Source organism: Clostridium sp. (assembly GCF_036639235.1).
Classification (GTDB): Bacteria; Bacillota; Clostridia; order Clostridiales; family Caloramatoraceae; genus Clostridium_AB.
Genome location: NZ_JAVWJB010000027.1, coordinates 1 through 8,397, shown reverse-complemented (window position 1 = coordinate 8,397; position 8,397 = coordinate 1). Strand labels below are relative to the sequence as shown.

Genomic DNA, 8,397 nt, shown 5'->3' with positions numbered 1-8,397 from the left:
GAAATAAATAAGCCAGAAGGTGTTAAGATTTTCATAGCTGCACTAGGTGATGAGGCAAAAACTTACGCTTCAAAACTTGCACAAGATCTTAGACTAGAGGGAATTAGCTGTGAAAGAGATCTTCTATCAAGAAGTCTTAAGGCGCAGATGAAATATGCTAACAAGCTAGGCGCTAAGTATTCAATAGTTCTTGGAGAAAATGAACTTAAGGAGAACAAGGCTTCACTTAAGAACATGGAAACATCAGAATCAGTTGATATAGCACTATCAGATCTAGTAATGATTATGAAGGATAAGTAGTAGGAGGAAGTTATAATGGGAGAAAGCATTAAAGGCTTAAAGAGAACTAATGGCTGTGGAGAGATTTTTGAAGCAAACATTGGTGAAAAAGTTACAGTTATGGGATGGGTACAAAGAAGACGTGACCTTGGAGGACTTGTTTTCGTTGACCTAAGAGACAGAAGTGGTATGGTTCAGGTTATATTTGGAGAAGCTATTAACGCTGAAGCCTTCAATAAGGCTGAATCAATAAGAAGCGAGTATGTTCTTGCTGTTGAAGGTGTTGTTACTAAGAGACAATCACCTAACAAAGATATTCCAACTGGTATGATAGAAATTCTTGGTGAGTCATTAAGAATAGTATCAGAGGCTGATACTCCACCTATCTACATTAAGGAAGACCTAGATGCTGCTGAGCATATTAGACTTAAGCATAGATATCTAGACCTTAGACGTCCAGATATGCAAAGAAACTTTATTATAAGACATAAGGCATCAAAGGTTGTTCGTGACTTCCTAGACGAAAATGGATTCCTAGAAGTTGAAACACCAATGCTTACTAAGAGTACACCAGAGGGAGCACGTGATTATTTAGTGCCAAGTAGAAACTACCAAGGAAACTTCTATGCACTACCACAATCACCACAGCTATTTAAGCAGCTTCTTATGGTAGCAGGGTTTGAGAAGTACTTCCAAATTGTTAAGTGCTTTAGAGACGAAGATCTTCGTGCTAACAGACAACCTGAATTTACTCAGATAGACATGGAACTTTCATTTGTTGATATAGATGATATTATAGAGCTTAACGAAAGACTTCTTCAAAGACTTTGGAAGGAAGTTCATGGAATAGATATAGAAATTCCATTTAAGAGAATTCCATATAGCGAATCAATGGATAGATACGGATGTGATAAGCCTGATACAAGATTCTCTCTTGAACTACAAAACATTAGTGATGTTGTTAAGGGATGTGAGTTTAAGGTATTTAAGGATGCACTAGAAAGCGGTGGTTCAGTTAGAGCTATCTGTGCTAAGGGATGTGCAAGCTTTGGACGTAAAGAAATTGATAAGCTAGGTGAGTTTGTTAAGACATTTGGAGCTAAAGGACTTGCTTGGATTCAACTTAAGGAAGGTGAGATCAAATCACCTATAGCTAAGTTCTTCAGTGAAGAAGAAATGGCAAGTATTATTAGCTCTGTTGGGGGAGAGGATACAGACCTTATTCTTATTGTTGCTGATAAGGATTCAGTTGTTTACAAGTCACTAGGTGAACTTAGACTTGAAATTGCTAAGAAGACAGGTCTAATTGGTAAGGACAACAAGGATCTTAACTTCCTATGGGTAACTGAATTCCCACTATTCGAGTATGATGAAGAGGAAGAAAGATATGTTGCTAAGCACCATCCATTTACAATGCCAATGGAAGAAGATTTAGAACTTCTTGATACATGTAGAGAAAAGGCAAGAGCTAAGGCTTATGACATAGTTCTAAACGGAGAAGAAATTGGTGGAGGAAGTATTAGAATCCACGATAGCATAATTCAAGAGAAGATGTTTGAGGCACTTGGATTCACTAAGGAAGAAGCATACGATAAGTTTGGATTCCTACTTGAAGCATTTAAGTATGGAACTCCAGTACACGGTGGTCTTGCATACGGACTTGATAGACTTGTTATGTTCCTAGCTGGAACTGAGAACATTAAGGATGTTATAGCATTCCCTAAGAACCAAAATGCAGCAGACCCTATGACTAACGCTCCTTCAGAGGTTGATAACAAGCAGTTAACAGAACTTTCACTTGCTATCAAAAATTTCCAAGAGCAAAACTAGTATAATAAATAGTACTTTTTAATATAATATAAATATAACTATTGATTAGTTTTGATAGTGATGATATATTGTAATTAATAATTTTATATGGAGTTAATGCCTACTGTATTCGATAGGGTGGATCATGTATTGTTCCAACACATTGTTAACGGGAATTCATATTCGTAGGGAAGGCGCATGCTGACTAGTTTCAGAAGCAAGGTTCTTACGAGAGGATACCCACCTGGATTATCCAGGAACTAACAGTTCACCTGGCGGTATGGTGGGCTTAATTTTAGTTTTTTAACTTTACATAATAGGAGGAAGTAGTATGCTAGGACCTTTTTCAAGAACCCAGCTTTTACTTGGCAGTGAAGGTATGGAGAAGCTACGTAATTCAAAGGTTGCTATTTTTGGTGTTGGAGGGGTAGGTTCTTTTGCAGCAGAAGCTCTTGCAAGAAGCGGAGTTATGAACCTTGTGTTAGTTGACGATGACAATATTTGTTTAACTAATATTAACAGACAGATTCACGCAACAACTAAAACAGTCGGGAAAGACAAGGTAGAGGTTATGAAAAGCAGAATTCTTGAAATTAACCCAAGATGTAATGTTGAAGTTCATAAGGCATTCTACTCAAAGGATACTGCAGAAGATTTAATCAAAGACGATTATGATTATGTAATTGATGCTATAGATACTGTATCATCAAAGTTAGATATGGCAGAAAGATGTTCTAATAAGGGGATTAAGATAATCAGTAGTATGGGAGCTGGTAATAAGCTAGACCCTACTAGATTTGAGGTTACTGATATATATAAAACAAGTGTATGCCCTCTTGCTAAGGTTATGAGATATGAACTTAAGAGAAGAAGGGTTAAGAAGCTTAAGGTTGTTTATTCACAGGAAACACCTATTAAGCCGGTTGATAGTGAGATGAATTCTTGTAAGTCAAATTGCATATGTCCACCGGGAGCTGACAGAACATGTGCAGCCAAAAGACAAATTCCAGGAAGTATATCATTTGTACCATCTGTTGTAGGATTAATTATTGCAGGTGAGGTTATTAAAGACCTAATAAAATAGTATTATGCTATAATATTATCAAAAACTATTGTTTTTTTAAATATATATGTTGTATAATCTAGAAGTACGCTATATTATATACTTTAAATGGGTCTATTGAGTAGCACAATTAAGTATATTTAGGTAGGTAATTATTATGGAAAAAGCTAAAAAAGATATTATAACCAGGCTTAGAAGAATTGAAGGACAAGTTAAAGGCATTCAGAAAATGATTGAAAATGGTTCAGATTGCACAGATGTACTTGTACAAATTGCAGCTATTAGAGCAGCAATTAACAAAGTAGGGGGAGTTGTCCTAGAGAACTATTCTACCTCATGCGTTACAAAAGTATCCAATAGTGAGGATAGCCAAGAGGAAATTAAGAAGCTAATAGACACCATAGTAAAATTCACCAAATAAACAAATTTTCTGAAAAATAAAATTTTCAAATTTATTATTGTCAAAAATTATATTTATCACTATAATAAAATATATTACGGGAGATATCACTAGGAGGGAGTATTTAAAATGAGTTTAGAACAAATCAAAAATTCAGATCCAAAAGTATACGAAGCTATTATTAACGAAATGAAGAGACAAGAGTCAAATATTGAGCTAATTGCATCAGAGAACTTTACAAGTCTTGCAGTTATGGAAGCACAGGGATCACAGCTAACAAACAAGTACGCAGAAGGTTACCCAGCTAAGAGATACTACGGTGGATGCGAGTACGTAGACGTTGTAGAAAACCTAGCTATCGATAGAATAAAGGAACTATTTGGTGCAGAGCATGCAAACGTTCAACCTCACTCAGGTTCAAACGCTAACATGGCTGTATACATGTCAGTTCTTAAGCCAGGAGACAAGGTACTAGGAATGGACCTTTCAAACGGTGGACACTTAACACACGGAAGCCCAGTTAACTTCTCAGGAACTCTATATGACTTCAGTTCATACGGAGTAGACGAAAAGGGATACATCGATTACGCTGACCTAAGAGCTAAGGCTCTAGAGCTTAAGCCAAAGATGATCGTTGCTGGAGCAAGTGCTTATTCAAGAAGCATTGATTTCGCTAAGTTCAGAGAAATCGCTGATGAAATCGGAGCATACTTCATGGTAGACATGGCTCACATTGCTGGTCTTGTTGCTGCTGGACTACACCAAAATCCAGTACCATATGCTGACTTCGTAACATCAACTACACATAAGACACTAAGAGGACCTAGAGGAGGACTTATCCTTTGTAAGGCTGAGTTTGCTAAGTCTGTTGACAGACTTATCTTCCCAGGAATCCAAGGAGGACCACTAGAGCACGTTATCGCTGCTAAGGCTGTATGCTTTGGAGAGGCTCTAACTCCAGAATTCAAGGAATACCAAAAGAAGGTTGTTGAGAACGCTGCAACTCTTGCAGATGAGCTTACTAAGAGAGGCTTCAACCTAGTATCAGGAGGAACTGATAACCACCTAATGCTAGTAGACCTTAGAAACAAGGGTGTAACTGGTAAGGAAGCTGAGCACCTACTAGACCAAGTTAAGATAACTGTTAACAAGAACACAGTTCCTAACGAAACTCAAAGCCCATTTGTAACAAGTGGTGTTAGAATAGGAACTCCAGCTGTAACTTCAAGAGGTTACGGTAAGGAAGAAATGATCGAGATTGCTGACATTATTGGATGGGTAATCGACAACAAGGATGGGGATCTTACTCCAGCTCTTAACAGAGTTGAAGCACTATGTGCTAAGTTCCCACTATACAAGTAATTAATAACTTACAATATAAGGCTACTAACTAATGTTGGTAGCCTTTAGTTTTTATTTTTTAAATATGAAACAATATGATTTAATTAACTACTAGCTAAGGTTAGTAGTTTTTTATTTATATAGTTTATTAATTTAATTTCTAATATATACGTTTTTAAAATATTAAAGTTAAAATATAGAATATATTAATATATTTGTTAATAAAATATGAATAACACGAATCTACTTTTTAATATAATTAAAATTCATTTTCTGATTGAAAAATTTCTCTAATAGTATATTATAGAAATAAATGGATTATTTTGATAATATTAAATATTTTTATAATATTTAAAAGGAAAAAAGGAAGATTTATTTAATATACATTATATAAAACTTGTTTTAAAACTAGAAAGAATGACATATCTATTAATAAGTGTTGGGAATTTTATCGAATCTAAATCTTTTTCACAAATTCAACACTTAATATTCAAAACAAGTATAAGTTATTTGAAGCATAATTCAGCTTATATTCAATTCGTAGTAATTTATTATTCACTATAATTAATCAACAAAATATTAATATTTTAGGATGGTGGACTAGGTGGCAGCTGTAGTTAAAAAGAGGCTTGGACAAATGCTAGTTGACGAAGGAAAGATTACAGAAAGTCAGCTTCAGGATGCCTTAGCTATTCACAAATCCTCTGGTAAAAAGCTCGGAAAAGTTTTAATTGATACAGGTATGGTTGATGAGGAGGACATGCTTAATGTACTTAAGAAGCAGTTATCTATTGACCTTGTAGACCTTAATATAGAGCATATTGAACCTGAGGCTGTAGACTCTCTTTCAGAAACCATAGCAAGAAAGTACAACCTTATTCCTATTAGAATGACCCAAAGTACAATTGTGGTTGCCTTAAGTGACCCATTAAATATATTTGCACTTGAGGATGTTTCTATTTATACAGGAAAACAGGTAAAGGCAATACTTGCTAAGGAAAGTGACATTATAAGAAGGCAGGATATTTTCTATTCTAAGAAAGAGGCTATGAGGGTTGCTGAAAACTTTGCAAAGGAAACACAAAGTCTATCTAAAGCAGCAGAAGAAGTTCAGGAAGATGATGATGAGAATTCAGCACCTATAATTAAAATAGTTAACTCGATTCTTGAACAAGCCGTAATGGCAAAGGCAAGTGATATTCATATAGAGCCATACGAAATGGTAATTAGAGTTAGGTTTAGGGTAGATGGAATACTTCAAGAAAGTATGACATTTAAAAAGAGCATACTACCTCCACTAGTTGCTAGAATTAAGATTTTATCTAATCTAGACATAAGTGAAAGAAGAGTACCCCAGGATGGAAGAATGAATTATACCTATTTTAATGATGAGTTTGAAATGAGAGTTTCAACTCTTCCAACAGTGTTTGGGGAGAAAATAGTTATAAGACTTCAGAATAAAGCAGGGTTTTTAAAGAGTAAGTCAGAAATAGGATTTACTAAAAATGACCTTGATGCATTTAACAAAATAATAAATTCATCTAATGGAATTATTCTAGTTTCAGGTCCTACTGGAAGTGGTAAAACTACTACTTTATATACGATTTTAAGTGAGCTTAATAAGGTAGGTACTAATATTATTACTGTTGAGGACCCTGTTGAAAGTAAAATGCATGGGATTAATCAGGTTCAAGTACACTATAAGGCAGGACTTGACTTTGCAAGTGCATTAAGATCAATTCTAAGACAGGACCCAGACATAATAATGCTTGGTGAAATTAGAGATAGCGAAACAGCAGAAATAGCTGTACGTTCTGCTATTACAGGACATTTAGTTCTTTCAACTATACATACAAATGATTCTCCAACTACAGTTTCAAGACTTAATGACATGGGGGTGGAAAACTTTCTAATAGGATCTTCACTGGTTGGGGTTATATCCCAAAGACTAGTAAGAACTATTTGTACAAGCTGCAAGGAAAGTTATATCCCTGAGGATATAGAAATAACAGCTATGAATTTAAACCATGGAGAAAGCTACACTTTTTATAAAGGAAAGGGCTGCAAAGAATGTAATGGAACAGGATATAAGGGGAGAACAGGAATATACGAGATCATGCTAGTTAATAGCCCTATTAAAAGAGTTATATTTGCAGGGGGGACTAGTAAGGATATAGAGAAGGTAGCACTTGAAAACGGTATGGTAACACTATCAAGAAGCTGTATAGATAAGGTGCTAAGTGGAGAGACCACCTATGAAGAATATATGAGAGTAACCTACTCAATATAAATGTAAAAGGGGTTATGTTATGGCACAGTATAATTACACGGTTATAGACAAAGGTGGAAAAAAGAAAAGAGGTACCTTAGATGCCCAAAATGAAGAAATAGCAAGGGAAATACTTCAGGGAAGAGGTATGTACATTATTGAAATAGGTTCAGAATCTATGAGCTTTGGAGGAAAGAAATGTAGAACAAAGCTCCGAGACATATCCCTATTTTCAAGACAGGTATCTACAATGCTATCCTCAGGAGTTAATATTCTTGTGGCTATTGAGGCAATGGAGGACGCAACAGAGGATAAGAATTTTAAAAAGGCACTAAAGGATGTTCAGAAAAAGGTTCAAACAGGAACATCGGTTTCACAGGCAATGAGGGATAACTCAACAGCCTTTCCTGACCTTTTATGTACAATGATTGCCTCAGGTGAAATAACAGGGGATCTTGATAAGGCATTTGATAGAATGGCACTTTATTATGATAAGCAGTACAAAATGAACCAAAAGATTGTTAATGCAACAATCTACCCTAGCATATTAGTATGTGTATCTGTTCTTGCAATAGCTGCACTTATGATATTTGCTATACCACAGTTTTTGCAGGTGTTTGAAGAAATGAATATAGAACTTCCTGCAATAACTAAATTTGTACTAGCTGTTGGTAGTGGAATGAAAACCTATTGGTACCTTCTTGTAGCACTTGTGGTAGCTATTATATTTGGCTACAAGGCATATTACGCATCAAGTGAAGGTGGAGTAGCAATAGATGGCATGAAGCTGAAAATACCAGTAATAGGCCAAATTCTTATATATGCAGCACTTGCAAGATTCTCAAGAACACTAAGTGCATTAATAGAAGCAGGGGTTTCAATGTTACCTGCCATAGAAATAACCAAGTCTGTTGTACTAAACAAAAGCATGGTTAAGAATATGGAGGGAATGACAGCTAGCATTAAGGCAGGGGAAAGTCTTAGTACTAACCTAGAGAGCATAGAAATAATCCCTAAAATATTCACTGTAATGGTGAAAACAGGGGAAGAATCAGGACAAATAGACTATATGCTTCAAAAAGCAGCAGACCTATATGAAAACGAAGTAGATGTTAAGGTAAGCAGAATCAACACAATAATTGAACCAGTAATTATCGTATTCCTAGCACTAGTTCTTGGAGTAATAATGGCATCAGTAATGCTACCTATGTTTACCCTATATGGAAGCATGTAAGG

General features: G+C 35.5%; 7 protein-coding genes and 1 other RNA gene. All 8 read left to right on the top strand.

The genetic code is table 11. The features are described from left to right. On the top strand, positions 1 to 300 hold a 300-nt coding region (locus RR539_RS07450), incomplete at its 5' end, for a His/Gly/Thr/Pro-type tRNA ligase C-terminal domain-containing protein (protein ID WP_332500292.1). A 15-nt stretch (positions 301 to 315) separates the two neighbouring features. Then, positions 316 to 2,109, top strand: coding sequence for an aspartate--tRNA ligase (gene aspS / locus RR539_RS07445; protein WP_332483618.1), 1,794 nt, complete (start codon positions 316 to 318; stop codon positions 2,107 to 2,109). Positions 2,110 to 2,203: 94 nt separating this feature from the next. After that, positions 2,204 to 2,382, top strand: a non-coding RNA gene (gene ssrS / locus RR539_RS07440) — 6S RNA. A 37-nt stretch (positions 2,383 to 2,419) separates the two neighbouring features. Beyond that, positions 2,420 to 3,172, top strand: a complete 753-nt coding sequence (locus tag RR539_RS07435) for a tRNA threonylcarbamoyladenosine dehydratase (RefSeq protein WP_332483619.1) — start codon at positions 2,420 to 2,422, stop codon at positions 3,170 to 3,172. Positions 3,173 to 3,308: 136 nt separating this feature from the next. Beyond that, positions 3,309 to 3,572 carry a metal-sensitive transcriptional regulator gene (locus RR539_RS07430; RefSeq protein WP_332474477.1) on the top strand — a complete coding sequence of 88 codons (264 nt, stop codon included), beginning with the start codon at positions 3,309 to 3,311 and terminating at the stop codon, positions 3,570 to 3,572. 108 nt (positions 3,573 to 3,680) lie between these two features. Continuing rightward, the gene (gene glyA, locus RR539_RS07425; protein WP_332483620.1) at positions 3,681 to 4,913 is read left to right on the top strand and encodes a serine hydroxymethyltransferase; all 1,233 of its coding nucleotides are present in this window, start codon (positions 3,681 to 3,683) and stop codon (positions 4,911 to 4,913) included. A gap of 583 nt (positions 4,914 to 5,496) precedes the next feature. After that, entirely contained in the window at positions 5,497 to 7,182 is a 1,686-nt protein-coding gene (locus RR539_RS07420) for a GspE/PulE family protein (RefSeq protein ID WP_332474479.1), read from the top strand. Positions 7,183 to 7,201: 19 nt separating this feature from the next. Next, positions 7,202 to 8,395 carry a type II secretion system F family protein gene (locus RR539_RS07415; protein ID WP_332474480.1) on the top strand — a complete coding sequence of 398 codons (1,194 nt, stop codon included), beginning with the start codon at positions 7,202 to 7,204 and terminating at the stop codon, positions 8,393 to 8,395. The last annotated feature ends 2 nt before the right edge of the window (positions 8,396 to 8,397 follow it).